Source organism: Mesorhizobium sp. M1342 (assembly GCF_040317955.1).
GTDB lineage: Bacteria > Pseudomonadota > Alphaproteobacteria > Rhizobiales > Rhizobiaceae > Mesorhizobium.
Genome location: NZ_JAMYLI010000002.1, coordinates 292495 through 316989 on the forward strand (window position 1 = coordinate 292495; position 24495 = coordinate 316989).

Consider the following 24495-nt stretch of genomic DNA (forward strand, 5'->3'; position numbering starts at 1 on the left):
GCAACGCCGTTACGATCTTTCCTGGAGCGCTAACGCTGCTCGATCAGCGTCTTCGCCGCGTCTTTCCCCGCCGAGAGGATGCGATCGGACAATTCCGTTCCGCCCACGGCGCGGGCCATTTGCAGCGTGCCGAGGAGCGTTGCGAAGACAGCCAGCGCCACGCCCTCCGGATTCTTGGCCTGCGGTAGCGCTTCCGCCAACTGGCGCACCAAAGCCAGCAGGTGGTCTGTATAGGCTTCACGCGTTTCAGGCGGCTGACGGGCGAGTTCCGGCAGCAGCGCAGCTGACGCGCAGCCCTTTCCGGGGTTGTCCCGGTGCTCGGCCGACAGATACGTGTCGATGGCCATCTCCACGCCCGAAGCCAATGCTTCCGCCAGTTGCTGCGCCTGAAGCTCCATCGCCGCCGCCACGCTTTCGCGGACAAGCTGCGCCTTGGATTGAAAGTGTGGATAGAAGGCGCCGTTCGTCAGCCCGGCGTCGCTCATGATGGTCGCCAGTCCGGACGCAGCTATGCCGTCGCCGCGAAAGCGTTCCGCTGCGACCTCCATGATCCGTCCGCGCGAGGCGTCCTTCCGGCCCTTTTCGTAGCGCATAGCTGCCATTCCTTTCTGCTATTGCATTATGAACGTAATCTGATATTACGACTGTAATTCAAAGGGTGCAAAAAAGCTAGCCCTCATGATTTTGGAGCACGAAATGAATGCGAATTCCGGAAAAACCGCTGTTGTGACCGGAGCCTCTTCGGGCATTGGCCTCGCCAGTGCCGAGGCTCTGGCAAGGGCGGGGTTCACGGTCTTCGGAACCAGCCGGCGCAAGGCCGACGACGGCCCGGATGGGGTGACCATGCTGGTTTGCGACGTGACCGACGGTGAAGCCGTTGCCGCACTCGTTTCGACGGTGCTGTCGCAGACCGGCCGGATCGACCTCCTGGTCAACAATGCCGGCGTTGGCCAGCTTGGAGGCGCCGAGGAATTCTCGATTGCACAGGTGCAGGCCTTGTTCGACGTCAATCTGTTCGGCGTCATCCGCATGACCAATGCTGTGCTGCCGTCGATGCGGCGGCGCGGCGAGGGGCGCATTGTCAATATCGGCTCTGTGCTGGGACTAGTGCCGGCGCCGTATTCAGCGCATTATTCGGCAGTCAAGCACGCGCTCGAGGGCTATTCGGAATCGCTCGACCATGAGGTTCGTGCCTTCAATATTCGCGTCTCGGTCATCGAGCCGGCATTCGTTCGTACTGTCTTCGACCAGAACGGGATCCAGCCGGATTCGCCTTTGCAGGAATACGATCAGGCTCGAGCTACGCTGGAAGCGCTGCTTCGCGATGTGATGCCTGTCGCCGATCGGCCCGAAGTGGTGGCGCAGGTGGTCGTCAAAGCAGCGACCGATGCCCGTCCGCAACGGCGCTACACCGCCGGCAAGGCAGCGCGCCAAGTCAGCCTGCGTCGCTTTGCTCCCGCGGGGATATTCGACAAGAGCCTGCGCAAACAGTTCCGCCTGCCGGTCTGAACGACAGCGAGCAGAGGATTTCACGCACATGCGACTAGCCAAAAATACTCTCAGAAAGTCACTGCCATGAAGGCATTCGTCGTCGACCAGTATAGCAAGAAAGGCACGCTGCGGCTGGCCGAAATGCCGGAGCCGAAACTCGGGGACAGCGATGTCCTGGTCGAGGTCCACGCCGCGGCGGTGAACCTGCTCGATTCCAAGGTCAAAACCGGAGAGTTCAAGCTGATCCTACCCTATCGCCGGCCGTTCATCCTGGGTCACGACGTGGCCGGGAGGGTTGTCCGCGTGGGATCGACAGTCCGCAAGTTCAAACTCGGCGACGACGTCTATGCGAGGCCGCGCGATGGCCGGATCGGGACATTCGCCGAGTTCATAGCCATGGATGAGGCCGATGTAGCCCTGAAGCCCGGGAACCTCAGCATGGAAGAGGCGGCCTCGATCCCGCTGGTCGGCCTGACCGCCTGGCAGGCGCTCATCGAAAGGGCCAACCTGAAGAGGGGACAGAAGGTCTTCATTCAAGCCGGATCCGGCGGCGTGGGGACATTCGCCATCCAACTGGCAAAGCATCTCGGCGCGACCGTTGCGACCACCGCCAGCGCGGCGAGTGCCGGTCTGGTCAAGGGGCTCGGCGCCGATGTCGTCGTCGACTACAAGAAAGACGATTTCGAAAAAGTGCTGTCGGGCTACGACGTCGTCTTGAACAGCCAGGACACAAAGACACTTGAAAAGTCACTGAATGTGCTGAAACCGGGAGGCAAGCTCATCTCCATCTCCGGCCCACCGGATCCCGACTTCGCCAGGGAAAAGGGACTGAACATGGTGCTGAAGCTGGTGCTTCGCCTGCTGAGCCGCGGTATTCGAGCGAGAGCCAAGCGCCTTGGCGTGACGTTCTCGTTTCTCTTCATGTGGGCGCAGGGCGAGCAATTGAGCAAGATCGCATCGCTCATCGAAGCCGGTGCGATCCGCCCGGTTGTCGACCGGGTCTTTCCCTTCGAAGCCGCCAACGAGGCGCTGGCCTATGTCGAAACAGGACGCGCCAAGGGCAAGGTCGTCATCAAGGTCCGATAGCAACTCAGCTGCGATCGAGGTCAGCCGCGCCGGGCTGCATCGATCGCCGCGACGTCGATCTTCGTCATCTCCATCATCGCATCAAAGGCGCGTTTGGCTTCCTCGCCGCCGGCCGCCATGGCCTCGGTCAACGTGCGCGGCGTGATTTGCCAGGACACGCCCCATTTGTCCTTGCACCAGCCGCACGCGCTCTCCTGGCCGCCATTGCCGACGATGGCATTCCAGTAGCGGTCGGTTTCCTGCTGATCGTCGGTGGCGATCTGGAACGAGAAGGCCTCGCTCTGCTTGAATGTGGAGCCGCCGTTCAATCCGATGCAGGGAATGCCGGCAACGGTAAAATCGACCGTCAACACGTCGCCTTTCTTGCCGGACGGAAAGTCGCTCGGCGCACGGTGAACGGCGCCACCCTGGTGTCGGGAAAGGTCTCCGCGTAGAAGCGAGCCGCAGCCTCGGCGTCCTTGTCGAACCAGAGGCAAATCGTGTTCTTTGGCATCGTTGGCATTGCGTGTTCCTTTCGGTGTTAGAGTTGGCGGAGGTCAGCCCAGCAAATTACGTGCCGTGCGCATGAAGATCCTTGACCCGATCGGGATCAGGTCGTCGGGAAAGTCATAGTCGGGATTGTGCAAGGCAGGGTGCCGCTCGCCTGCACCGAGGAAGAACATCGCCGACTTGGCACTATGGCCGAACAGGCCGAAATCTTCAGAGGCGCGCATCGGCAGGGCTTCTTCGCCGTGCGCGACGCCCTCTTCATCGAGCGCGCGCCGCAGATGCTCCACCGCGTCCGGCGCGTTGACGCTGGCGACGAAGATCTCGTGATAGTCCCAGCGGACGGAAAGGCGATGCTCGCCCGCGATCCTGGCGACCAGTGCTTCGGCAGCAGCGCACAGGTTTGCCATGCGCTCGTCACGCCGGGTGCGCAGCGTTGCCCACACCTCGGCGTGAGCCGGCGCGATGCCGAACACGGCTTCGCCCATCGCGGCATGGGTGACCGTCAGCATGGAGAAATCGTCATCGGCGAAGGTTCCGCGCCCGAGCGCCGGCAGCGCCGGCATCAACTCACTGATCGCCAGCATCGGCGAGATGCCGGTCTCCGGCATGGACGAATGGGCGGTCTTGCCTTCCAGCACGATGCGCATGCCGCGTGATGCACAGTTGACCACGCCGGCTTTGAGCCGCACCTCGCCGAACGGCACGCCGGGCAGGTTGTGCAATGAGAAAGCGAAATCCGGCACGATCTCGCCGAAGCGCGGATCGGCGACGACGCCGGCCGCGCCATTGCCGGTTTCCTCCGCCGGCTGGAACATCAGCACGACGCGGCCGCTTGCAGGCCTCTCGCGCCCCAACTGACGGCCGAGGGATGCCAGGATCGCGGTGTGTCCGTCATGGCCGCACATATGCGACTTGCCCGGCACGCGCGACGAATGCGGCACGCCTGAAAGTTCTTCGATAGGCAAGGCATCGAGTTCCGAACGGAACAGCACCGTCGGCCCCGCTTTGCCGCTGTCATATATGGCCGCGACGCCGTGCCCGCCGAGCTGTGTCAGCACCTTGTCCGGCCCCGTATCGGCGAGGAAGGCGACGACCTCTTTTGCGGTCTTCTCCTCTTCATTCGAGATTTCCGGTTGCTGATGCAGCTTGCGCCGCCATTCGGTTAGTTCGACAATGTCTCGATTGGTCAAAGTCATGCTTTTTCAGCCTCCGCTGCACTCTTCATTTCATTGACACGTCCAGTCACAGGGGGTGTCAAACGCAATGTTGAATTGCTAGCGATAAAGGGCAGTTCCCGCCACAGTCCAAGTTTCGGGCTTCGGCAGGCCAGAAACGACCGTTCTCCCAGCCACTCTCAGCCTATTGATTGATCTCGGGCTCGACGAGCTTTGCCAGATTTCTGAGCGACTCCTGCCAGCCGAGATAGCAGGCCTCGACCGGAATGACGTCCGGAATGCCCGCCTGGGTGATGTCGATTTCAGTGCCGACCGACACTTTTTTCAAGACCACGGTCACTCGTATCTCGCCGGGCAGGTTGGGATCGTCGAACCTGTCGGTGTAAAGCAGGCGCTCGCCCGGAACGAGTTCGAGATATTCGCCGCCGAAGGAGTGGCTGTCGCCGGTGGTGAAATTGCGGAACGACATCTTGAACGTGCCTCCGACCTTTGCCTCGAAATTATGGACCGTGCAGGTGAAGCCGTTTGGCGGAAGCCACTTGGCCAGCGCGTCCGCTTCAACGAAGGCGCGATAGACCTTTTCCGGGCTGGTCGTCAGAACGCGGTGCAAACGTACGGTGCCGGGCATTGCTGGATCCTTTCATGAATGCCTGTTCGATACCCCAAGGACGGACGAAGGCTAGCCAGTCCGACATTGGTTTGCGAATTTTTTGGGTTTGCGAATTTTTTGAGGCGCACGGCCTGCGTACCCACAGGCATGCCGTTCGACCCCGCGCCTGTCGGGCGAGGCGGCGGACGAACTGCACCGGCTCTGGAGCTGGCGTTCACCTGCTAAATCGGGTTCCTGAGCCATCTTGTTGTTCAGGCGCGGTTTTGCCGATTGGCGCGAACGGCCGCGCGTCCCGGCCAATGCTTCGAACGCGCTAAATAGGGCAGCGCGTCTTTGCCGTCCATGTGCCGATCATTAGAATTTGCATCTGATCAGAGTTGATTTCCTATCAGGCCGTTAATGCGGCCATGCTTTTAATAAGCATTTGCTAATAAATCCTCCGAACCTGAGGCAAGCAATGACCAAGAATCTCGGCAATGCACGTCATACGCCAGCGAAGGACCAGCAGGTCTCCCTTCTAGGCAAAGCCGCGCCGGCACTTTTTCCGCTGGTCGTGGCGGCACTGGGCTACATGATTGGCAAGCAGTTCTTCGGCATCTAGCCGCGAAGACAGGGTCTTCCGTTCCCCAAACGTCCCGGCGGACCAACCATGTCAACGCCGCGGGGCGCCGTTGACATTGCAGCGGCGTGTCGCCGGACATCAACGTCAAACATGGACGTCGCCGAAGGAAAGTTCGCCGTCGTCGCCGGCCGCGAAGAAGGCGAAGGCGAGCAGCCCGACATAGAAAGCCGCCACAAAGACCACGATCGCCACACCGGGAATCGGGCCAAGGGCGGCGCTGTCTACGGCCTCGCGAAGCGAGCCGACAAAGCCGGTCCTGACACCTGCGGACTGAAGGCTGGGGGTCGATATCTTCAGCACCCAGGCCAGCAGCAGGATCAGGAAGAGATAGAGATAATTTCGCCGCAGGCGGCGCGCCAGCGCGACACGTTGCGACAGCAGGAATTTCGGCGCGCGCAGGCCTTCGCCGACGATGAGCAGCCAGTCCGAGGCGAAGTCGGGCTGTGGGGAAAAGATCTGGGCGAAATAGTGGCGTTCGAACTGGCGTACGCGCGCCCGATAGAAATCGAAGAACCGATAGCGGCGCGCCTCGATCCACAGCAGCAGCAGGATCAGCAGCATGGCGAACAGCAGCACGCCGTGATGCGCACTGGCCGTCGACAGCGATACCGAAAGCAGCGCCGCCACCACCGTGATTGCCCAGTTGGTTGTCCTGTCCAGCCGGTCGCGCCATCCTGCCATGCGAGCGATCTCGGCGCGGTGGAAATGGGACAGCGTGTTGACGCGCTCCGCCGATGAAAGGACGGGGCCAGCGGGCTTTGCCGACGCGTCGTTCATGGCATCCTCCGGCAAGGAACAGAACAGTTTGCCGGCAACATCGTTCCAAGACGCGTCACGCAAGAGCGGCATCGGCCACTCGTGATCTATCTCGGCTGCACGGCCCTTGAGAATCCTTCAGCCTTCGGCAACATGGCGGTAGGGCTGGGAGCGCGAAGATGAGCAAGGCTATTTCCACCGCATCATCGAGGGTCCCGCGCAAGGCGCCGATGGCTCTGACCGAGGATCTCATCGCGCGCACCATGCGTGCTGTCGAGGATGCCGGGCCGACGCCGGGCATGGTTCACATGATCGATGCCGACTATGCGCGCATCCGCGACGAGGTGCTGGCCGGCGCTCCGGCCGGGCCGCTGAAACTATTTGCCTATGGCTCGCTGTTGTGGAAGCCCGCCGGCGAGGTGAGGGGCGGAGAACGCGCGGTGGCCAGCGGCTGGCATCGTTCGTTCTGCTTCACGGTGCAGCGTTTTCGCGGCACGGTCGAGCAGCCCGGCCTGATGATGGCGCTCGATCGCGGCGGCCAGTGCCAGGGCATGGTGTTCGAGATCGCGGAGCCGCTGGCGGCTAACCTCGAAGCGCTGCTGCGCCGCGAAATGACCATCCTGCCCGCCGTCAACGTGCCGCGCTGGCTGCAGGTCAGGACCGAAGGCGGCCCATGTCGCGCGCTCGGCTTCGTCGTCGATCCCGCCAATCCGCGTTATGCCGGCAAGCTCGACAAGCAGGCGATCGCGGCGACGCTGGTGACAGCCGCCGGTCATTGGGGCTCGGGCGCGCAATATCTTTTCGAGACGATCCGCCACCTCGAAGCCTGCGGCATCCGCGACCGCAATCTGTGGCGGTTGCAGGAATTGGTGGCCGTGGAGATCGGGCTGACCATCGCCCAGAAGTGATCCGCCCAGAAGTGATCCGCTCAGACGCGGCACGCTTCAGTCGTGTTTGGCCCCGGATGTTTGCAGGCCACAGCACTTTTCGAAGCAAATCTCTGATTTTGGAAGTCTCCGCAGTGAGGGTTTAATGAATTGAAAACCAGTTCTGGCCCAACGATGACCTGAACACCGGCGCAGGAAACGGTGCGCGTGGGCAAATCATGAAATCCTCGACCGGAGAGCATTACCCAGCGCTGGATCATGTTCGTGGCCTGGCGGCCTTTCTTGTCTTTTCCTGGCATTTCCTTCATGCGTCTCCTGAAGGCCCGGTGCCTTATGACTTCGTGCCGGCTCTTCCCCTCTTCAGCGTTCTGGATGAAGGGCATACTGGCGTTTCCCTGTTCATGGCGCTTTCCGGGTACCTGTTCGCCAAGCTGCTCGATGGAAAGCAGATCAACTATCTGCCCTTCTTTGCCAACAGGGCCCTCAGGCTGCTTCCGCTTCTGCTGGTCGTGATATGTATCGAGGCTTGCCGCAGGTACCTGGCCGGACAGTCCCTCGACGGGTATTTCACGGGCGTCGGATTGGGGTTTCTTTTTCCCACCCTCCCGAATGGCGGCTGGTCGGTAACGATCGAAGCGCACTTCTACCTGTTGCTGCCGTTCTTGCTGATGGCATCCAGGCGGTTTGTGTTCGCGCCCTTGCTGTTCATCGCGGCAGCCATTGTGCTGAGGTCCGTCCTGTATGTGCAGATCGGCGAAGTGCAGTCGGCGGCGTCCGTAACCATCATAGGCCATGCGGATCAGTTCCTGGCCGGCATTCTTGCCTTCCACCTGCGTGCCCACGCGAAGAACCAACACTGGCTGGCGCTGGCCGTTCTCATGGCTTTTTCGGGGTTCTTCTGGTGGTTCGATGCAGCCGGCGGATTTTACCAACTGGGCCGCTATCCGTCGCCTCATTGGATATGGATCATCCTGCCGACCCTGGAGGCGGCAGCCTATTCATTCGGCATCGCCTACTACGACACGAGCTTTTCGAAAAAGCGAACAAGCCCGCCGTTCAGGATACTGGAGAAGGCGGGGGCCTACAGCTATTCGATCTATCTTCTGCACCTGTTCTTCGTCATGCAATTGGCGGCGTTCATAGACACGAATGTCATGAGCATCAGCAATTTCTACGTCGCATGCCTCTGGTCCGCATTGTGCTTCGTGGCGACGATCCCGATCGGCTATCTCAGCTACACCTGCGTCGAGGCGCCATTCCTGCGCCTGCGTCTGCGCTATATGGACCGAAAGCCCGAAACTGCGGCATCGACCGCGGCTGAGCTTGGATCGGTCATCGCCCATAGACCGACCTCGTTCAGCCGTCCCTGAGCCACACCAGCATTTCGCCGGGCTCGCGGTTGTCCCAGGCGAAATAGGGAATGGCGGTCAGGCGCGTCTCGGCGGTGGTCGGCGGCTCGGGCCTGTAGAGCCCGTCCTGCCAGCCGTCGGGGACATCGGCAAGTGCCGCGGTCGACAGCGTCACCACACCGCCGAGAAGTTCCGGCCGGTGCTGCGCTTCGATGGTGGCCGTCCGCGGCAGCGTCAGGCGATGCGGCTGGCTGTCATTGTCTGATGCCTCGACGCAATAAATCAGCGGACCGCGCGACAGCGCGACGCGGCCCGCATCCTGGCGCACCTGCGGGTTGGCATAGAGCCGCTCGATCGGCATTTCGAGATCGAGCCGGACATTGTCGCCCTTTTTCCATGTCCGCTTGATCGCGGCGTAGCCGTCGCTGGTGATTTCAGCCAGCTTGATGGCTTCGCGGTTCACCTTCAACTGGGCACTGGCGCTCCAGGCGGGAATGCGCAGGTGCAAGGTGAATTCGACCGGCGCCTGCGGTTCGAGCGCGATCTCGACGGCGCCGTCCCAGGGATACCTGCTCGTCTGCGTCAGGCTGACCGGGACGCCCGATATGTCGAAACGGGCGGTCGAGTCGCCATAGAGGTGGATGGCCAACGCATCGTCGGCCAGGCTGTAGAAATAGCTGCCGATCGAGGCGACCATGCGCCCGATATTGGGTGGGCAGCACGGGCAGCGGTGCCATTTCCACCTGTTGTGCTTGCCCCGGCTTTCCAATGGATTCTCGTAGAAAAACAGCGAGCCGTCGAGCGACAGGCCCGAGATCGAACCGTTGTAGAGGGCGCGTTCCATCATGTCGGCGTAGCGCGCGTTCGGCCCCATGCCAAGCATGCGGCTGGCCCAGAACACCAGGCCCACCGCTGCACAGGTCTCGGCATAGGCGCTCTCGTTGGGCAGGTCGTAGTCGCTGGTGAACCCCTCATTGTGCGCCGATGGTCCCAGTCCGCCAGTGATATAGAGGCTCTTGGTGGTGAGATCGTCCCACAGAAGGTCGAGTGTCGACCGCAGCGTGTCGTCGCCATATTCGGTGGCGATGTCGGCCATGCCCGAATAGAGGTACATCGCTCTGACCGCATGGCCGACGACCTTGTCCTGTTCGCGCACCGGGATGTGTGACTGGCTGTATTCATAGGTCTTGAAATGATAGGCCTTCGGGTCGGCGCCGCGGGCGCGGGCCTCCTCGTCGAAATAATGTGGCTGCTGCCCGCGCTGGTCGATGAAGTATTTGGCCAGCTCCATGTATTTCCGCTCGCCGGTCACCCGCGCCAGCTTGACCAGTGCCAGCTCGATCTCCTCATGACCGCAATAGCCCTTCTTCTTGCCGGGCTCGGGGCCGAGCACCGACGCGATATGGTCGGCATAGCGGCACATGATGTCGAGCAGCTTGCGTTTTCCCGTCGCCTGGTAATAGGCGACCGCGCCCTCGATCAGGTGGCCGGCGCAATAGAGCTCGTGGCAGTCGCGCAGATTGGTCCAGCGCTTGCCGGGCTGGATGCGCTGATACCAGCTCGAGAGATAGCCGTCCTCCTGCTGCAGCTTGCCATACATGTCGATGACGGCATCGATCTTCTTCTCCAGTTCGGGGTTCTTGCGCCGGTAAAGCGAATAGGCCGCGGTCTCGATCGTCTTGCCGAGATCGGAATCCCAGAACATCTGCGTGGTCACCGTCGATCCGGTGAATTCCGCGCCCTGGCGATCGGCTTCGTCGGGAGAGGGCGAGTGAAAGGGGATGACTATGCCGGGCGAGGGGCGGTCCGGATCGATCTGCTCCAGCATGCGGGCCTCGACGCAGCGCTCGTAGAGGATGTCGGCGGTGCGTGTGGCGACAGCGTCGGCGCGGTCGCCCCAGAAGCCGTGCACGTCGACCTGCGGCACCGGCAGCGGGCGGAAGGCGAGCTTCGGTTTTCCGGTTTTTGCGGATGGCGATGCGGTCATGAAACTTACTCCATTCGGTCTGTCTATTTGACGGCCCCGGCCATCAGGCCGCGGATGTAGAAGCGCTGCAGCGCCAGGAACAGGATCAGGCACGGCACCATCATCACGGTGACGCCAGCCTGCACCGCGCCCCAGTCGATGGCGCCGAAGCGGCCCGACTGCAGTGCGGTCATCATCACCGGCAGCGTGAACTTGGATTGGTCGGTCATCAGCACGAGGGCGGCGAGGAATTCGTTCCAGGCGCCGAGGAAGGCAAACAGGGCGATGGTGACGACGCCCGGCCAGACCAGCGGCAGCATCACCTTCAAAAGCATTGTGAGATTGCTGGCACCGTCCATGCGGGCGGCCTCCTCGATTTCGCGCGGCACGGCGTCGAAGGCGTTGCGCATCATGAAGATCGAGAACGGCAGTTGCAGCGTCACATAGACGCCGACCAGGCCGGTCAGGGTGTTGTGCAGGCCAAGCTTGGTCAGCACCAGGAAGATCGGCGTCAGGATCGACTGGAACGGGATCATGATCGTCGACAGGATGAGGATGAAGAACAGGTCCTTGAACGGAAACCGGAACCGCGAAAAGCCGTAGCCGGCCAGCACGCTGACGGCGACCGACAGCACCACCGTCATCACCGAGACATAGATGCTGTTTTGCGCCGAGACCCACAGCCCGTCGCCGAAGCTGTTGAGCGTGGCGTAGTTCTCCAGCGAGAAGCCTGTCGTCGGCCAGGGCGGCAGCGGCGGCAGGCGCGCTTCGGCCGCCGGCTTGAACGCCGACAGCACCGCCCAGACGATCGGCGCGGCAAACAGCACCGAGGCGATGATGCCGGTCGAATGCTCTGCGACGCGGCTCAGGAGCCGGCGGCTACGGGAGGCGGCCTGCGCCATCAGTCGAGACCCTCGGGTTTGCGCAACAACCATAGCTGGACGAGGCTGAGCGCCACCAGGATGACCAGCAGCACCATGGAAAGTGCCGCGCCATAGCCGAGCTTGAACGACACGAAGGACTGGTTGAAGATCCAATAGACCGCCGTCAGCGTCTGGTTGCGCGGGCCGCCGCGCAGGATGATGTAGAACTGGTCGAAGGCGAGGATCGAGCCGGCGACCGACAGGATCAGCGCCAGCGCCAGCGTACGACGCATCAGCGGCAAGGTGATCGCCCGGAACCTGGCGAACGGACCGGCACCGTCAATGACTGCGGCCTCCTGCAGATCCTGCGGGATCGATTGCAGGCCGGCCATCAGGATGATCATGGTGAAGCCGGCGACCTTCCAGACGACCATGGCGATGATCGACCAGAAGGCCGGCTGGAAGGTGGCCAGAAGGTTGAACTTCCTGTCGATCAGGCCGAGGTCATAGGCGGCCGGGCTGAACAGGCCGGAATCGACGTTCAACAGCCACGACCAGAGCAGGCTGGCCGAGGCGAAACCGACAACCGCCGGCATGAAGAACATGGTGCGGTAGAGATTGGTCAGCGGCCGCGGCCTTTCGACGAACAGCGCCAGCGGAAAGGCCACCACGAAGATCGCGATGGTGACGATCACGGTGTAGTAGGCGGTGAAGCGCAGCGCGTTCCAGAACCTGGTGTCGCGTAGGATGGCGACGTAGTTGCCGAGGCCGATATAACTGTGCTCGCCCATCAGCGGCCAATTGTGCAGCGACATCCACGCCGTCATGCCGAGCGGGATCAGGAAGAAGACGACGACCAGCGCGACAGCCGGCGCGACATAGAGCAGGCCGATCCATTGTTGGCGGCTGGCGACCCTGCGGGCGCGGGGCGGGGCAGGGGTTGCTGCGGTTGTGATAGAGCTCATGCCGTGCCTGTTCTTCCGTCGGATACAGTTGGCCGCCCCACCTCCCCCTTGTGGGGAGGTCGGACCGAAGGTCCGGGTGGGGGTACTGGCGCTGCCCCCACCCCGCTGCTTTGCAGCGACCCTCGCCACAAGAGGGAGGGTAAAGAACGCGCCGGCCACCCGCCCAGGGAGACGGGCGGGTGGCCGGGTAGGCCGCCGCTATTTTTGCGGCGCCTGGTCGATGATCGACTGTATCGTCTCTTGTGCGTTGGCTATGGCGCCATCGACATCGTCGCCGAAGAAGACCTCGTTGATCATCTGCGTCCACGGCCCGTTGGCGGAGTTGATCAGGTCGTTGAACACCACCGAATAGGGTGTCTTGCCCTTGGCCATAGCCTCGGCGGCGATCTGATAGCGTGGATCGAGGTCCTTCAGTGCCTCCTTGGCGATGTCGCCGCGCACCGGCAGGCTGCCGTATTTGGCGAGGATGGTCTGGCCCTCGAGCGAATAGGCGAAATCGAGGAACTCCTTCACCACGGGCAGTTTCGTGGTGCCCTTGGTGACGACGAAATTGTCGCCGCCGGCAAAGGACGACCAGCCGCTGTCCTTGCCCGGCAGGAAGGTGACGCCGTAGTCGACATCGGGATACTGGGTGTTGAGCGCGCCGATGGCGAAGGCGCCGGACGGCGAGATGCCGATATTGCCGGCGGCGAAGGCGGCAAAGAAGTTGGCGCCGGTGTCGGTCTGCGCACCTGCCGGGACCAGGTCTTTCTTGACCATCGAGCGGTAGAGATCGATGGCGCCGCGCAGCTGCGGGCTGTCCAGCGTCGCTTTCGAGCCGTCCTCCGAGAGGATGTCGCCACCCGACGCCCAGATCAGCGGCGTGAAGGTGAAGATGTTGCAGCCGCCGCAATTGCCGGAGAAGTAGAAGCCCTTGATGTTGCCGCCGAGCGCGTTGACTTTCTCGGCGTCGGTCGCGATCTCGGCCCAGTTGGCAGGGCCTTTTTCAGGGTCGAGGCCAGCCTGCTTGAACAGTTTCTTGTTCCAGATCAGCACCGAGGCGTCGGCGGAGAACGGCAGCCCGTAAATGTGGTCCTTGTAGGTGCCGGTCTTCACATGCGCAGGCGACAGGCTCGAGAAATAGGGCAGGGACTTGGCCCAGTCGGTGATGTCCTCCAGCTGGCCGGCGGCGGCGAAGGAGGGCGTGTAGATCAGGTCGAGCGACAGCGCGTCGGGCGCGGTGCCGCCGGCCGCGGAGGCACCATATTTCGGGATGATCTCGGCATTGGGGATGATGTCGAGCTTGACCTGGTTGGTGTGCGCCTTGTTGTAGGCGTCGACGATCCTCGGCATGAAATTCGAGCCGTCGGCGCGCACCCAGATGTTGGCCGTCTCGGCGGCCGCGGCACCGATGCCGCCACCCAGAACGGCAGCGGCCAGGGCCAGTTTGGCAATAAGGTTCCTCATGTTCTCCTCCTCCAGGGTTGGCCGCGCTCCGCGGCTTGGCGCCGATTGCGCGGCGCTTGGTTTCAGCCATCCAGCGGATGGCCGCATGACTGCCGCACCACCAGCCGGCACGGCAGTTTTCGAATGCCCGGCGCGGCGGGCTTGCCGCCGACCAGCGAAAGCAGGGTCAGCCCGGCCTCGCGCCCGAGAGCAACCAGGTTCATGTCGATGGAGGTCAGCGGCGGACGCGTCGCCTCGGCCACGATCTCCCAATTGTCGAAACCGATGACGCCGACATCGCCGGGTACGTCGAGGCCGCGTTCGCGCAGAGCATCAATGACGCCGCGCGCGATCTGGTCGTTGCCGCAGAAGACCGCGTCCGGCCTTTCGCTTTTGCCGTCGAACAGTTGCGCAACCGCCTGGTGACCCCAGGCTTCCGACCAGGAGCCGAGCAGCGGCTCGCTGACCGTCAGGCCGTTTTCGACGAGCACGTCGCGGTAAGCCTGGACGCGCGCGTGCACCACGGCAAAGCTCGCCGGCCCGGTGACGTGGGCGATGCGCTTGCGGCCCAGCCGGCAGAAATGCTCGACGGCCAGCCGGGCGCCGCCAACATCGTCCGAGACGAAAGCGACGGCGTCGGGATCTGGCTGCGTGAAGGCATAGATCACCGGGACGCGCAGATTGGAGAGGTCGACGGGGAGATGGCGATCGATGCGCTTGCCGGTGGCGATGATGCCGTCCACGCGCTTGTCGAGCATGGCGTCGACATGCATCTGGCCCAGCCGCGGATCCTCCTCGACATTGCACAGGAACACCGAGACGCCATTGTCGACCAGCGCGTCCGAAATGCCCGACATCAACGGCAGCGAGAAGCGGCCATAGGTATCGTTGGTGAGCAGGCCGACGGTGAAGCTACGGCGCCGGAGCAGGCTTTGCGCCAGGCTGTTGGGTCGGAAGCCAAGCCGCCGGGCGGTCTCGCGAATGCGTTCGCGCGTCTCGGCTGTCATCCGGCCCTGGCCGTTGAGCGCCTTGGATGCGGTGGCGACGCTGACTCCGGCCTGGGCGGCCACGTCACGCAAGGTGACTGGCTTGGAAAAGACCGGAACAGGCAGATCGTCCGATGGCATCGCGCCGAGATCCTTGGTTGGGAAAAGGTTTTCTCTTGCCGAGCCGGATAAGGCCCGGCAGGTGGCCGAGCCCGACGACGATTGTTTGAGAAAACCTTTTCTCAGATGAAGCTAAGCCAGATCGAATCGCTGTTCAAGGGGAAAAGTTGGTTGGCCTCCGCTCCTCTCCTCCGAAATGCAACGCGGGGTAAAAGCAGCCTCGGAAGCGCGTAGCTCAGGGGAAGAACGTCAGTCGCAGTGCTGGAGGCCCTCGGTCGAGACGGGGCGGGCTGCCGCTTGGGGCGTGAAGGATTTCAACTCTGCGCCGGAAGCGAGACCCGGCAAGGTTGGCTGGCGAACGCTCTGAAACTCGACCCCGAAAATTCTGAACAATCCCTCGGGATTAACCTTTCCGTAAATATTTGGCCGCTACTTCACAGCCATGGCCTCGTGGCGGAGCGGCTACGCTGGAGACGGCAAATCTCTGAAGCCTCGGTTCGATCCCGAGGCGAGGCCTCCAAAATTTGGCGTCCCAATCTGCCCCGGGCGCAGTCAGTTCCCACGAATAGATTGTGTGTTGCGAATGCAGTAGGGACTGGCCGTCAAAGCAGTCCTGTCTTGAATTTGGCATGCAGGCGCTCGCGAAAAAAGTGCTATGGAAGGGGTGCGAGCGTTCTTGCTTCGCTTTTCCCTGACATTCGAGGCCTTTCGTGCGTGAACCGTCGCTGCTGCCCGTCTTTGGAAAACTTGGCCTCAAGGCCCCTGTCGCCTTGGCGGCGGCACCGGTCTCGTCGGCAGGTGTGCCGCACCTGCGGAAGCTTCTGGCCGTGCATGGCGGCATGGTGCTGAAACTGTCGGTCGTCGCCTGGACGGTGCTGATCCTGGGCGCCGTGTTTTTCACGATGCAAGGCTGACCGCCATGGCCAACCGCTACACGCTGCGCATGGAGCTTCCCCAGAGCTGGAGCATCATCGATGTCTTCACCGGCCAGCCTGCGGTTGTCCGGCAAAAGGTGATGGTCGGGATGGGGCCGCGCGAGGCCGAGGACATGGTCGTGCAGATGAATGTCCGCGACGTCAGACGCCGCGAAAGGGCCGAGCGCAAGACCTGATCGCGGTCAGCGCCAACTCGCCGCCATTTCAGCCGAAATCGGCCGCCGTCAGCACATACATGCTCTTGCGGGTGCGGTCATAGGCCTTCGACGCCACCTCGCGGATGGCGCTGCTCTCGGTGTCGAATGTCTGGAGATAACCGGCTTCGTCGGCAGCTGTGCCCGGCCGCATCTTGGCCATGGCGTCGGCAGCGACGGAAAACGAGATCTGGAACATGCCGTCATGGCCAACGAAACGAATGCGCTGGCCCGCTTCGTCATAGCTGCGGCTGCGGTTGGGAAAGGTGAGGCTCATGTCTTGGCCTCCGTGGCTTTCTTGGTCACCCGCTTCTTCTTCGGCGTCGGATTGAGGGCCTCGGCGACACGATCGGCCTCTTCCTTGGCCAGCCGAAGCTCCCTCAGCCTTGCCGTCTTGATTTCCCTGGCTCTTGCCTCGGACATATATTCGGCGGTCGCCTTGTTTTTCTCCGCTGTCTTCTTCTGCTTGTCGACAAAGCGGGCTTCAGCTTTTTCCATGATCGTCTGATTGCCTTCGGCCATCGAAGAAATCTCCCTTGTGCCTGAAATCGTGAAAGTGAACTTGTCCGATAAATAGGCACTCGATCGGCAAAATTCAATCTTTTGAATTATTTGACATTCTGCGGATATCACGAAACGGCCAGCTGAAATAATACTTTTGAATATTTAATATGGTCCGCGAATAATTTTTGGCACTCCTATCTATCGAGTGCCAACGCGTCTATAGAGGAGGGGCGTGGCCGCCTGTGCCGGCCCCAGAAAGAAAGTTCCCATGAAATTTCGGCCACTCCACGACCGCGTCGTCATTCGTCGCGCCGAAGGCGATATCAAATCCAAGGGCGGGATCATCATCCCCGACACTGCCAAGGAAAAGCCGCAGGAGGGCGAAGTCATCGCCGTCGGGCCTGGCGCACGCGACGAAAACGGCGCGCTTGTTCCGCTCGACGTCAAAGCCGGCGACTTCATCCTGTTCGGCAAATGGTCGGGCACCGAGGTCAAGATCGACGGCGAGGACCTTCTGATCATGAAGGAAGCCGACATCATGGGCGTCATCGACAAGAGCGAGACCGGGATCATCGACAAGGGCGAGACGGCTGCAACCGACAAGACCGTGGCCGCCAAGAAAGCTGCCTGACCTCATTTTCTCCGAACGAACTGGATAAAAATCATGTCTGCCAAGGAAATCAAATTCTCCACCGATGCGCGCGACCGCATGCTACGCGGCGTCGAGATCCTCACCAATGCGGTGAAGGTCACGCTCGGCCCCAAGGGCCGCAACGTCATCATCGACAAGGCCTATGGCGCGCCGCGCATCACCAAGGACGGCGTCACCGTCGCCAAGGAAATCGAGCTTGCCGACAAGTTCGAGAACATGGGCGCCCAGATGGTGCGCGAAGTGGCCTCGAAGACCAACGACCTCGCCGGTGACGGCACCACCACCGCCACGGTGCTGGCCGCCTCGATCCTGCGCGAAGGCGCCAAGCTGGTCGCCGCCGGCATGAACCCCATGGATTTGAAGCGCGGCATCGACCAGGCGGTTTCCGCCGTGGTCAAGGAAATCCAGGCGCGCGCCAAGAAGGTCAAGTCGTCGGCCGAGATCGCACAGGTCGGCACCATCGCCGCCAATGGCGATGCCAGCGTCGGCGAGATGATCGCCAAGGCGATGGACAAGGTCGGCAATGACGGCGTCATCACAGTCGAGGAAGCCAAGACCGCAGAGACCGAACTCGACGTCGTCGAAGGCATGCAGTTCGACCGCGGCTATCTCTCGCCCTATTTCGTCACCAATGCCGACAAGATGCGCGTCGAGCTGGAAGAGCCCTACATCCTCATCCACGAGAAGAAGCTCGGCAATCTGCAGGCGATGCTGCCGATCCTCGAAGCGGTGGTGCAGAGCGGCAGGCCGCTGCTGATCATCTCCGAGGACGTCGAGGGCGAGGCTCTGGCGACGCTGGTCGTCAACAAGCTGCGCGGCGGCCTCAAGGTCGCGGCCGTCAAGGCGCCGGGCTTCGGCGATCGCCGCAAGGCGATGCTGGAAGACATCGCCGTGCTGACATCAGGCCAGATGATCTCCGAGGACCTCGGCATCAAGCTTGAAAACGTCACCATCGAGATGCTCGGCCGCGCCAAGCGTGTGCTGATCGAGAAAGACACCACCACGATCATCGACGGTGCCGGCACCAAGGCGACGATCCAGGCGCGTGTCGCCCAGATCAAGGGCCAGATCGAAGAGACGACCTCCGACTACGACAAGGAGAAGCTGCAGGAGCGACTGGCCAAGCTCGCCGGCGGCGTTGCCGTCATCCGCGTCGGCGGCGTCACCGAGTCGGAAGTCAAGGAAAAGAAGGACCGCATCGACGATGCGCTGAACGCCACCCGCGCGGCGGTTGAAGAAGGCATCGTGCCCGGCGGCGGCGTGGCTCTGCTGCGTGCCCGCTCGGTGCTTGGCGGCCTGACCGGCGCCAATGCCGATGTCACGGCCGGCATCACGATCGTGCTGCGGGCGCTCGAAGCGCCGATCCGCCAGATCGCCGAGAATTCCGGCGTTGAAGGCTCGATCGTCGTCGGCAAGCTCACCGACAGCAAGGACCACAATCAGGGTTTTGACGCCCAGAACGAGGTCTATGTCGACATGATCAAGGCAGGCATCGTCGATCCGGCGAAAGTGGTGCGCACCGCACTGCAGGATGCCGGTTCGATCGCAGCCCTTCTGATCACCGCCGAAGCGATGATCACCGACATCCCGCCGAAAGACGCTGCCCCGGCGGGCGGCGGCGGTATGGGCGGCTACTAAAACCCGGGACTTGTCCGATCTCTTTGAGAGGTGAATGACGGCCCCGATCGGGGCCGTCATGATTCTCAAGATGATCGCAAAGTTTACGCATAGCTGCCTTGCCGTCCGGCTCAGCGCCGGGAGGCACCCCTGATCTTGCGGCTTTCGGAGGGGACGCAATCCACGCTAGACTGTGCGGGCGGCCGTCTGGTCGCGGAGCTCGCCGACTTTGGCAAGCGATCGGACGAACAGCTATCCTCGATACGGAGACACGTTCATGTTTGCGGCCAAGGCCATCGACACCTCAGACAAGGCCGCGTTCTACCGCGACCTCGCCACTCAGCTTAAGGCGCTGCTCGACGGCGAGCGCGATTCGATCGCCAACGCCGCCAACACCGCAGCACTCATCTTCCAGATGGTGCCGGACCTCAACTGGGCCGGGTTCTATTTCCTGCAGTCGGACGAGGAAATGGTGCTCGGGCCGTTCCAGGGCAAGCCGGCCTGTATGCGCATCGCCGTCGGCAAGGGCGTGTGCGGAACGGCGGTCGAACTCGGCACCTCGATGCTGATCAAGGACGTGCATGATTTTCCCGGCCACATCGCCTGCGATGCCGACTCGCGCTCGGAACTGGTGGTGCTGCTCGAGGACGATGAAGGCGTCTTCGGCGTGCTCGATCTCGACAGCCCGCTGCCCGGCCGCTTCGACAAGGCCGACCAGGCCGGCATCGAGACGCTGGCGGCGATCTATGCCGCGGCGAGTTCGTTCGAGGACTAGGCCCGGTTTAGACTAGGCGAATTTCACCAGCAGCAGGCTGAAGCAGCCGATGAACAGGAAGGCCGAGAAGGCGAGCGCCAAGGGGCGCAGGCCGCGTGAGCGCAACTGCGAGATGTCGGCCTGCAGGCCCATGGCGGCCAGCCCCATGGTCAGCATGATGGTGGTGGCGAGCGCCATTGCCGATTTCACCTCGGCCGGCACGGTGACGAGGCTGTTCAGCGCCACGATGGCGACGAAGGCGGCGACGAACCACGGCATGGGCGGCCGCGCCGCCACCTCACTGCTGCTCCTGCGGCGCGCCATCAGGCCGAGCGCGACGACCATCGGCGCCAGCATGGCGACGCGGGTCAGCTTGGCGACGGTGGCGATCTCGCCGGACTGGGTGCCGTTCTGGAAGCCGGCGCCGATGACTTGCGCCACTTCATGGATCGAGGCGCCTGCCCACAGGCCGAAAGCGTGCTGGTCGAGGCCGAGCATGGGCGCCATGAGCGGGAAGCCGAGCATGGCGACGGTGCCGAACAAGGTGATCGAGGCGACGGCGTAGGTGACGTCCTCGTCGCGCGCATCGGTGACGATGTTGGTGGCGACGATAGCCGAGGCGCCGCAGATCGAGGTGCCGGCGGCGATCAGCTGCGCCAGCTTGGCGTCGACGCCGATCAGCCGACCGAGCGTGATGGTGAAAACGAAGGTGGCACCAAGCGTGGCCGCGACAATGCCGACGCCGCCGGCGCCGATCGAGACGACTTGGCCGAGCGTCAGCTGGAAGCCGAGCAGCACGATGGCGAAGCGCAACAGGCGCTTTTGCGAGAATGCGATACCGGCTTTGGCGTGCACCGGTGTGCCGAGCACGTTGGAGTGGATCATGCCGGCAACGACGGCCAGGATCATCGGGCTGAACAAGGCGACGCCGGAGACATTGCGGGCCGAGAAGGCAACAGCCGTGATCATCGTGACAAGGACGACGCCGGGGACGATGCCATTCCAGTTGAGGGATTTCCGCCTTGGTGTCAGATCAGCAGGAAAAGCGCTTTTCGGAATATCGTTCGCGAAGTGGGAAACGGAAGACAATGCAATGCTCCAGGCGAGTACGCGGGGAGAATGTCATTCCTCAAATAATCTTTCCAACGAATTATTTTCGTCATAATGATCGGTTTTTACGAACGATCGGTCGGGCATTGGCTGTGCGTCATCTTCTGGCCGACCTGGATTAAAGCTGCGCTTCGATCGCCGCCTTGTCGATCACCGACCAGACGTTCCTGATTGTGTCGTCGAGGAATTCATAGAAGACGTTCTCACTGAAGGAGATCTTCCGGCCGTTGATGGGCAGGCCGAAGAAGGTTCCCTTCGGCGTGCAGTTGAACTGGAGCCGGCTGGCTATGAACGGCGGTTCGGCGATTTGCAGTTGGATGTCGAAATAGAGGTCTGGGATCTCCCGAAAATCGCGCTCCAGCATTTCGCGGTACCCCGCCAGCCTGACGCGGTCGCCATTGTAGTGGACCTCGTCATGGACGAAGCGATGCAGATTTTGCCAATCCTGATTGTTGAGGCAGGCGATGTAGCCTCGATAGAGGTCGGTAACGGTCACGGCGATGGCTCCGGTGCTTGGTCTGGGTCGAGCAAAAAGATAGAACGACTGCGGGTGCAGTCCAGATGCGACATCGCCTGCCGGCGCGCCGCCTAGAACATGCCGCGGTCGTTGCTCCGCTGGTCGTCGTCCACCAGATGCGGCTGATAGATTCCCGTCCGCGCCGTCCGCCGCCAAGGCCGGGCCGGGTCCGCCGGATTTGTGTGGATATCGGCGACGGCGATGGAGGGTGTTCCATCGGCCGGGCATTGCGCCGCCCACCGGCCGCCGGGGCAACGATTCCCGAAGGCGCGGTCAAGCTGTGTTGCGCGGGGAGAGAGAAACCGGCCCAGTAATTGTTGCTTGCCGCGTGGTCCCTGCATCTCGACGGCGAAAGCCGGGCCGTCAGCGGCGGTGATTGTCGGATGCGTCCTCCAGAAAATCGATGCTGTCCGCGAACAGCGATACCGATCCGATCCAGACGGCTACGGCAAACTCGATCCCGAAATAGGCCAGGTTCAGGATGGCAACCATCCGCACCGCCTTGTTCAGCGTTCCGGTCATATTTTGTCCATCGATCAATTGCCGTTTATCGCAAGGCCTGCAGCGATTCCATGACATGAGACATTACCGATCGAGCAGCTGCCTTGACAGCGCCACGCATCATGCTCCAGCTTGGCGCCATGTTCGTCCTCGCGCCCACCAACACCAAGCGACGCCGCCCCTGCACAGTGCGGAGCGGCAGACTGATTGCGCGACGACAAAGACCGGCAGGATAGATCCGGTTCGTTCGTTTCCAGCCCCGCCCGCGACACCGCCGGCGGGGGTTTTCATATCTGGAGCACTTTGATGACCAACAATTCTTCTATCCGGCTTCGGCCCGCCGAGCCCGCTGACGCCACCGCGATCCGGGATATCGTTCGTGCCGCCTATGTCAAATGGGTGCCGGTGATCGGCCGCGAGCCGCTGCCTATGCGCGCCGACTACGACAAGGCTGTTGCCGAGCATCCGTTCGATCTCGCCGTCGAGGATGGCGGCATTGTCGGGATGATCGAAACCATCCTGGCCGCAGATCACCTCTGGATCGAGAATGTCTGCGTGGCACCGGATGCGCAGGGGAGAGGGATTGGCCGGCTGTTGCTGGAGCTGGCCGAGCGCAAGGCAATCGAAGCAGGACGTGCCGAGCTTCGCCTGCTGACCAATGGCGCCTTCGAGGCGAATGTGTCGCTCTACAAGAGGCAGGGCTATGTCATCGATCGGGAAGAGCCGTTCATGGGCGGCATGACGGTCTATATGAGCAAGAGGCTCGCGGGATTACCGGCAATCTGACGAAGGAGTTCGATAATGGCTGCCAGGGTCAGGCTTAAGCAACTCCTAGGGCTTTACGCGGTTTCCCGGCTGGAGGCGGGCGAGATCATTCCCGGTTGGGCGGACGGGCCAGGCTTCGTCAGCATCACAAGGACTGACGACGAGCTTTCGATCGTTTGCTTGCAGGACCGCGTGCCGCATGCCGTCAAGCAGGATATCGACTGGGTGGCCTTCAAACTCGAGGGCCCGTTTGCCTTCGATGAAACCGGTATCGTGCTGTCGGTTATCAGGCCGTTGTCGGAAAACGGGTTGGGCATCTTCCTGGTGTCCACTTTCGATGGTGACCATCTGTTGGTGAAAGCGACGGATCAGGCCGCCGCGAGGCGGTTTCTGGTCGAGGCCGGGCATATCTTGCTGTAGTCCATCCCCACCACTACTCGCTGGCCCAACCGCTCTGGCTCAATCACTGCCGCACTGGCTCAACGACTTCGGGGGTTGCGTTTGACAGCGGCGTTTGTGCATCGTTATCTCCAGCCAGATATGACGGCCCGGCGCGGCCATGCGGCCAAGGAGAAAACCATGTCACACAATCTGCAATTCTATATCGAAGGCGCGTGGGTCGATCCTGTTGTGCCCAATACATTGGACGTCATCGATCCCTCGAATGAGGACGCCTTTGCGCAGATTTCGCTCGGCTCCAAGGCCGATGTCGACAAGGCGGTGGCTGCCGCCAAGCGCGCCTTCAACAGCTTTGGTTTTACAGAGGTTGGTGAGCGGCTCGACCTGCTGAACCGCATCATCGCGGTCTACAAGAAGCGCAGTGGCGATCTTGCCGTCGCTGTGTCACGCGAGATGGGCGCGCCGCGCCAGATGGCGTTGGACAGCCAGGTCGGCATTGGGCTGGCGCATCTGACCAAAATGGCCGAGACGCTGAAGACTTTCGAATTCCGCCACGTCAAGGGCAACCATCTGGTGGTCAAGGAGCCGATCGGCGTCGTCGGGCTGATCACGCCGTGGAACTGGCCGCTCAACCAGATCACCTGCAAGGTCGGTCCGGCGCTTGCTGCTGGCTGCACGATGGTGCTGAAGCCCTCCGAGATCGCGCCGCTCGACGCCATCATCTTCGCCGAAATCCTGGACGAGGCCGGCGTGCCGAAGGGCGTCTTCAACCTCGTCAATGGCGACGGACCGGGCGTCGGCCAGGCGCTGTCCAGCCATCCCGACATCGACATGGTGTCGTTCACCGGCTCGACCCGCGCCGGCATCCTGGTGGCCAAGGCCGCCGCCGATACGGTCAAGCGCGTGCACCAGGAGCTTGGCGGCAAGTCGGCCAACATCCTGTTCGGGGATGTCGACCTCGCAAGCGCCGTCAGCAAGGGCGTCGCCGGCTGCTTCAGCAACAGCGGCCAGTCCTGCAACGCGCCGACGCGCATGTTCGTGCCGCGCGACCGCCATGAAGAGGCGGCCGGCTATGCCAAGGCGGCTGCGGAAAAGTTCACCGTCGGCCCCGCTGACGCCGCCGGCACCAAGCTCGGCCCGGTCGTCAGCCAGGTTCAGTTCGACAAGATCCAGGACCTGATCCAGGCCGGCATCGATGAAGGTGCGACGCTGGTAGCGGGCGGCCCAGGCCGGCCGGCCGAGCTTAACCGCGGCTACTATGTCAGGCCGACGGTGTTCGCGGACGTCGCCCACGACATGCGCATCGCGCGCGAGGAGATCTTTGGGCCGGTGCTGGCGATCATGCCCTATGACAGCGTCGACGAGGTGGTCGAGACCGCCAACGACACCGTCTATGGCCTCGCTTCCTACATCCAGGCCAAGGACATGAAGAAGGCGCGCGAAGTCGCGGCGCGCATGCGCACCGGTAATGTCTACATCAATTATCCGCAGTGGGACGCCGGCCTGCCGTTCGGCGGCTACAAGCAGTCGGGCAATGGCCGCGAATATGCCGAATACGGGCTCGAGGATTTCCTCGAGATCAAGGGCATCGCAGGGTATGAGGCGGCAGAGTAGACGGGGTACTGGCGGCGACTTTCAGGACTTGGGTTCCTCGCCCCCACGTGAGTGGGGGAGAGCGACTATCTGGGGTGTCAAGTTGCAATTACGAACTCGTTGCGCGCATCGCGTGCTTTTGCATTGAGGATGACCAGGAGTTT

General features: G+C 62.3%; 26 protein-coding genes, 1 tRNA gene and 2 pseudogenes. 14 read left to right on the plus strand and 15 right to left on the minus strand.

Annotated features, from left to right (window positions below):
* Positions 1–29: 29 nt before the first annotated feature.
* Entirely contained in the window at positions 30–593 is a 564-nt protein-coding gene (locus NKH06_RS03080; RefSeq protein WP_352721103.1) for a TetR/AcrR family transcriptional regulator, read from the minus strand.
* A gap of 103 nt (positions 594–696) precedes the next feature.
* Between NKH06_RS03080 and NKH06_RS03085 the strand changes: the two genes are divergently transcribed.
* Positions 697–1509 carry an oxidoreductase gene (locus NKH06_RS03085; RefSeq protein ID WP_352892155.1) on the plus strand — a complete coding sequence of 271 codons (813 nt, stop codon included), beginning with the start codon at positions 697–699 and terminating at the stop codon, positions 1507–1509.
* A 66-nt stretch (positions 1510–1575) separates the two neighbouring features.
* On the plus strand, positions 1576–2577 hold the full coding sequence (locus NKH06_RS03090) for an NADP-dependent oxidoreductase (RefSeq protein WP_352892157.1): 1002 nt from the start codon (positions 1576–1578) through the stop codon (positions 2575–2577).
* 20 nt (positions 2578–2597) lie between these two features.
* Here NKH06_RS03090 and NKH06_RS03095 read toward each other — a convergent pair.
* From NKH06_RS03095 to NKH06_RS03105, 3 genes and pseudogenes are all read right to left on the minus strand, one after another.
* Positions 2598–3079: pseudogene (locus tag NKH06_RS03095) on the minus strand (VOC family protein).
* A gap of 34 nt (positions 3080–3113) precedes the next feature.
* Positions 3114–4262 (minus strand): amidohydrolase, encoded by a 1149-nt coding sequence (locus NKH06_RS03100; protein ID WP_023809354.1) that lies wholly within the window; start codon positions 4260–4262, stop codon positions 3114–3116.
* Between the two features lie 163 nt (positions 4263–4425).
* Entirely contained in the window at positions 4426–4869 is a 444-nt protein-coding gene (locus NKH06_RS03105) for an SRPBCC family protein (RefSeq protein ID WP_023809353.1), read from the minus strand.
* A gap of 439 nt (positions 4870–5308) precedes the next feature.
* On the opposite strand from NKH06_RS03105, the gene NKH06_RS03110 reads away from it, so the two are divergent.
* On the plus strand, positions 5309–5452 hold the full coding sequence (locus NKH06_RS03110) for a hypothetical protein (protein ID WP_023809352.1): 144 nt from the start codon (positions 5309–5311) through the stop codon (positions 5450–5452).
* 105 nt (positions 5453–5557) lie between these two features.
* On the opposite strand, the gene NKH06_RS03115 is transcribed toward NKH06_RS03110, so the two are convergent.
* On the minus strand, positions 5558–6250 hold the full coding sequence (locus NKH06_RS03115) for a DUF2270 domain-containing protein (RefSeq protein ID WP_023809351.1): 693 nt from the start codon (positions 6248–6250) through the stop codon (positions 5558–5560).
* Between the two features lie 158 nt (positions 6251–6408).
* Here NKH06_RS03115 and NKH06_RS03120 point away from each other — a divergent pair, with 158 nt between their 5' ends.
* Together NKH06_RS03120 and NKH06_RS03125 are read left to right on the plus strand one after the other, a co-directional pair.
* A complete protein-coding gene (locus NKH06_RS03120; protein ID WP_023809350.1) occupies positions 6409–7137 on the plus strand; it encodes a gamma-glutamylcyclotransferase in 729 nt (242 codons plus the stop codon).
* Positions 7138–7334: 197 nt separating this feature from the next.
* Positions 7335–8486 (plus strand): acyltransferase family protein, encoded by a 1152-nt coding sequence (locus tag NKH06_RS03125; RefSeq protein ID WP_023809349.1) that lies wholly within the window; start codon positions 7335–7337, stop codon positions 8484–8486.
* On the opposite strand, the gene NKH06_RS03130 is transcribed toward NKH06_RS03125, so the two are convergent.
* The 5 genes from NKH06_RS03130 to NKH06_RS03150 form a co-directional block, all read right to left on the minus strand.
* Positions 8473–10452, minus strand: coding sequence for a glycoside hydrolase family 127 protein (locus NKH06_RS03130; protein WP_023809348.1), 1980 nt, complete (start codon positions 10450–10452; stop codon positions 8473–8475). The genes NKH06_RS03125 and NKH06_RS03130 overlap by 14 nt on opposite strands.
* 23 nt (positions 10453–10475) lie before the next feature.
* Complete coding sequence (locus tag NKH06_RS03135) at positions 10476–11333, minus strand: carbohydrate ABC transporter permease (protein ID WP_352892163.1); 858 nt, start codon at positions 11331–11333, stop codon at positions 10476–10478.
* Positions 11333–12259, minus strand: a complete 927-nt coding sequence (locus tag NKH06_RS03140) for a carbohydrate ABC transporter permease (protein WP_023809346.1) — start codon at positions 12257–12259, stop codon at positions 11333–11335. Before NKH06_RS03140 ends, NKH06_RS03135 begins: the two co-directional genes overlap by 1 nt.
* A gap of 198 nt (positions 12260–12457) precedes the next feature.
* Positions 12458–13705, minus strand: coding sequence for an ABC transporter substrate-binding protein (locus NKH06_RS03145; protein WP_352892165.1), 1248 nt, complete (start codon positions 13703–13705; stop codon positions 12458–12460).
* A 62-nt stretch (positions 13706–13767) separates the two neighbouring features.
* Positions 13768–14811, minus strand: coding sequence for a LacI family DNA-binding transcriptional regulator (locus NKH06_RS03150; RefSeq protein ID WP_352441768.1), 1044 nt, complete (start codon positions 14809–14811; stop codon positions 13768–13770).
* A 423-nt stretch (positions 14812–15234) separates the two neighbouring features.
* Between NKH06_RS03150 and NKH06_RS03155 the strand changes: the two genes are divergently transcribed.
* From NKH06_RS03155 to NKH06_RS03165, 3 genes are all read left to right on the plus strand, one after another.
* A tRNA-Cys gene (locus tag NKH06_RS03155) sits at positions 15235–15310 on the plus strand.
* Positions 15311–15500: 190 nt separating this feature from the next.
* Positions 15501–15704, plus strand: coding sequence for a hypothetical protein (locus NKH06_RS03160; protein ID WP_023809343.1), 204 nt, complete (start codon positions 15501–15503; stop codon positions 15702–15704).
* Between the two features lie 5 nt (positions 15705–15709).
* Positions 15710–15901 (plus strand): hypothetical protein, encoded by a 192-nt coding sequence (locus NKH06_RS03165; RefSeq protein ID WP_023809342.1) that lies wholly within the window; start codon positions 15710–15712, stop codon positions 15899–15901.
* A 28-nt stretch (positions 15902–15929) separates the two neighbouring features.
* On the opposite strand, the gene NKH06_RS03170 is transcribed toward NKH06_RS03165, so the two are convergent.
* A complete protein-coding gene (locus NKH06_RS03170; RefSeq protein ID WP_023809341.1) occupies positions 15930–16196 on the minus strand; it encodes a DUF1488 family protein in 267 nt (88 codons plus the stop codon).
* A complete protein-coding gene (locus tag NKH06_RS03175) occupies positions 16193–16441 on the minus strand; it encodes a hypothetical protein (protein ID WP_023760015.1) in 249 nt (82 codons plus the stop codon). Before NKH06_RS03175 ends, NKH06_RS03170 begins: the two co-directional genes overlap by 4 nt.
* A gap of 250 nt (positions 16442–16691) precedes the next feature.
* Here NKH06_RS03175 and NKH06_RS03180 point away from each other — a divergent pair, with 250 nt between their 5' ends.
* The 3 genes from NKH06_RS03180 (at position 16692) to msrC (ending at position 19467) form a co-directional block, all read left to right on the plus strand.
* Entirely contained in the window at positions 16692–17054 is a 363-nt protein-coding gene (locus NKH06_RS03180; RefSeq protein ID WP_023809340.1) for a co-chaperone GroES, read from the plus strand.
* A gap of 33 nt (positions 17055–17087) precedes the next feature.
* Complete coding sequence (groL, locus tag NKH06_RS03185) at positions 17088–18713, plus strand: chaperonin GroEL (RefSeq protein ID WP_023809339.1); 1626 nt, start codon at positions 17088–17090, stop codon at positions 18711–18713.
* Between the two features lie 256 nt (positions 18714–18969).
* Positions 18970–19467: a free L-methionine (R)-S-oxide reductase MsrC gene (msrC, locus tag NKH06_RS03190; RefSeq protein WP_023809337.1), complete on the plus strand. Its 498-nt coding sequence runs from the start codon at positions 18970–18972 to the stop codon at positions 19465–19467.
* 12 nt (positions 19468–19479) lie between these two features.
* Here the strand turns inward: msrC and NKH06_RS03195 are convergent, their stop codons facing one another.
* The 3 genes and pseudogenes from NKH06_RS03195 to NKH06_RS03205 form a co-directional block, all read right to left on the minus strand.
* Positions 19480–20535 (minus strand): YeiH family protein, encoded by a 1056-nt coding sequence (locus tag NKH06_RS03195; RefSeq protein ID WP_023809336.1) that lies wholly within the window; start codon positions 20533–20535, stop codon positions 19480–19482.
* A 139-nt stretch (positions 20536–20674) separates the two neighbouring features.
* Entirely contained in the window at positions 20675–21052 is a 378-nt protein-coding gene (locus NKH06_RS03200) for an ester cyclase (RefSeq protein WP_023809335.1), read from the minus strand.
* Between the two features lie 396 nt (positions 21053–21448).
* Positions 21449–21595: pseudogene (locus tag NKH06_RS03205) on the minus strand (cation transporter); the annotation flags it as partial.
* A gap of 285 nt (positions 21596–21880) precedes the next feature.
* On the opposite strand from NKH06_RS03205, the gene NKH06_RS03210 reads away from it, so the two are divergent.
* From NKH06_RS03210 to NKH06_RS03220, 3 genes are all read left to right on the plus strand, one after another.
* Complete coding sequence (locus NKH06_RS03210; RefSeq protein WP_128305590.1) at positions 21881–22360, plus strand: GNAT family N-acetyltransferase; 480 nt, start codon at positions 21881–21883, stop codon at positions 22358–22360.
* A gap of 15 nt (positions 22361–22375) precedes the next feature.
* On the plus strand, positions 22376–22759 hold the full coding sequence (locus tag NKH06_RS03215; RefSeq protein ID WP_023809332.1) for an ACT domain-containing protein: 384 nt from the start codon (positions 22376–22378) through the stop codon (positions 22757–22759).
* Positions 22760–22918: 159 nt separating this feature from the next.
* On the plus strand, positions 22919–24352 hold the full coding sequence (locus NKH06_RS03220) for an aldehyde dehydrogenase family protein (protein ID WP_352892172.1): 1434 nt from the start codon (positions 22919–22921) through the stop codon (positions 24350–24352).
* Positions 24353–24495 lie beyond the last annotated feature (143 nt).

Coding starts and splice junctions, on each gene's coding strand:
- NKH06_RS03080 (WP_352721103.1), bottom strand. CDS start 593: ATGCGCTACGAAAAGGGCCGGAAGGACGCCTCGCGCGGACGGATCATG.
- NKH06_RS03085 (WP_352892155.1), top strand. CDS start 697: ATGAATGCGAATTCCGGAAAAACCGCTGTTGTGACCGGAGCCTCTTCG.
- NKH06_RS03090 (WP_352892157.1), top strand. CDS start 1,576: ATGAAGGCATTCGTCGTCGACCAGTATAGCAAGAAAGGCACGCTGCGG.
- NKH06_RS03100 (WP_023809354.1), bottom strand. CDS start 4,262: ATGACTTTGACCAATCGAGACATTGTCGAACTAACCGAATGGCGGCGC.
- NKH06_RS03105 (WP_023809353.1), bottom strand. CDS start 4,869: ATGCCCGGCACCGTACGTTTGCACCGCGTTCTGACGACCAGCCCGGAA.
- NKH06_RS03110 (WP_023809352.1), top strand. CDS start 5,309: ATGACCAAGAATCTCGGCAATGCACGTCATACGCCAGCGAAGGACCAG.
- NKH06_RS03115 (WP_023809351.1), bottom strand. CDS start 6,250: ATGAACGACGCGTCGGCAAAGCCCGCTGGCCCCGTCCTTTCATCGGCG.
- NKH06_RS03120 (WP_023809350.1), top strand. CDS start 6,409: ATGAGCAAGGCTATTTCCACCGCATCATCGAGGGTCCCGCGCAAGGCG.
- NKH06_RS03125 (WP_023809349.1), top strand. CDS start 7,335: ATGAAATCCTCGACCGGAGAGCATTACCCAGCGCTGGATCATGTTCGT.
- NKH06_RS03130 (WP_023809348.1), bottom strand. CDS start 10,452: ATGACCGCATCGCCATCCGCAAAAACCGGAAAACCGAAGCTCGCCTTC.
- NKH06_RS03135 (WP_352892163.1), bottom strand. CDS start 11,333: ATGGCGCAGGCCGCCTCCCGTAGCCGCCGGCTCCTGAGCCGCGTCGCA.
- NKH06_RS03140 (WP_023809346.1), bottom strand. CDS start 12,259: ATGAGCTCTATCACAACCGCAGCAACCCCTGCCCCGCCCCGCGCCCGC.
- NKH06_RS03145 (WP_352892165.1), bottom strand. CDS start 13,705: ATGAGGAACCTTATTGCCAAACTGGCCCTGGCCGCTGCCGTTCTGGGT.
- NKH06_RS03150 (WP_352441768.1), bottom strand. CDS start 14,811: ATGCCATCGGACGATCTGCCTGTTCCGGTCTTTTCCAAGCCAGTCACC.
- NKH06_RS03165 (WP_023809342.1), top strand. CDS start 15,710: ATGGCCAACCGCTACACGCTGCGCATGGAGCTTCCCCAGAGCTGGAGC.
- NKH06_RS03170 (WP_023809341.1), bottom strand. CDS start 16,196: ATGAGCCTCACCTTTCCCAACCGCAGCCGCAGCTATGACGAAGCGGGC.
- NKH06_RS03175 (WP_023760015.1), bottom strand. CDS start 16,441: ATGGCCGAAGGCAATCAGACGATCATGGAAAAAGCTGAAGCCCGCTTT.
- NKH06_RS03180 (WP_023809340.1), top strand. CDS start 16,692: ATGAAATTTCGGCCACTCCACGACCGCGTCGTCATTCGTCGCGCCGAA.
- groL (WP_023809339.1), top strand. CDS start 17,088: ATGTCTGCCAAGGAAATCAAATTCTCCACCGATGCGCGCGACCGCATG.
- msrC (WP_023809337.1), top strand. CDS start 18,970: ATGTTTGCGGCCAAGGCCATCGACACCTCAGACAAGGCCGCGTTCTAC.
- NKH06_RS03210 (WP_128305590.1), top strand. CDS start 21,881: ATGACCAACAATTCTTCTATCCGGCTTCGGCCCGCCGAGCCCGCTGAC.
- NKH06_RS03215 (WP_023809332.1), top strand. CDS start 22,376: ATGGCTGCCAGGGTCAGGCTTAAGCAACTCCTAGGGCTTTACGCGGTT.
- NKH06_RS03220 (WP_352892172.1), top strand. CDS start 22,919: ATGTCACACAATCTGCAATTCTATATCGAAGGCGCGTGGGTCGATCCT.